This is a genomic window from Exiguobacterium algae (genome assembly GCF_018617875.1).
In the GTDB taxonomy this organism is placed as follows: Bacteria; Bacillota; Bacilli; order Exiguobacteriales; family Exiguobacteriaceae; genus Exiguobacterium; species Exiguobacterium algae.
The window spans coordinates 1-374 of sequence record NZ_JACSKZ010000014.1 but is presented as its reverse complement, the minus strand read 5'-3'; the positions used below and the strand labels follow the sequence as shown (position 1 = coordinate 374).

The following is a 374-nucleotide window of genomic DNA, read 5'->3' as shown; positions in this document are numbered from 1 at the left end:
AACAAGGTAGCCGTATCGGAAGGTGCGGCTGGATCACCTCCTTTCTAAGGAAAATGCCCATGTGGCATTGCCCATCGTTCAGTTTTGAGAGACCAAAACCTCTCTATGAGGGCCTATAGCTCAGCCGGTTAGAGCGCACGCCTGATAAGCGTGAGGTCGGTGGTTCGAGTCCACTTAGGCCCACCATTTTTATGAACAATTCCAAACACGGGGCCTTAGCTCAGCTGGGAGAGCGCCTGCCTTGCACGCAGGAGGTCAGCGGTTCGATCCCGCTAGGCTCCACTTTTGTTCCTTGAAAACTGAAGATTCATCAAGACATCAAAAACCAATTTCACATATGGTCCGCAATGGACCGTGTGTCTTAGACGCTAGAT

Annotated in this window: 2 tRNA genes; both read left to right on the top strand. The window is 51.1% G+C overall.

Annotation, left to right across the window (positions count from 1 at the left end):
- The first annotated feature begins 109 nt into the window (after positions 1 to 109).
- A tRNA-Ile gene (locus KNP03_RS13450) sits at positions 110 to 186 on the top strand.
- 23 nt (positions 187 to 209) lie between these two features.
- A tRNA-Ala gene (locus KNP03_RS13445) sits at positions 210 to 282 on the top strand.
- Positions 283 to 374: the final 92 nt, after the last annotated feature.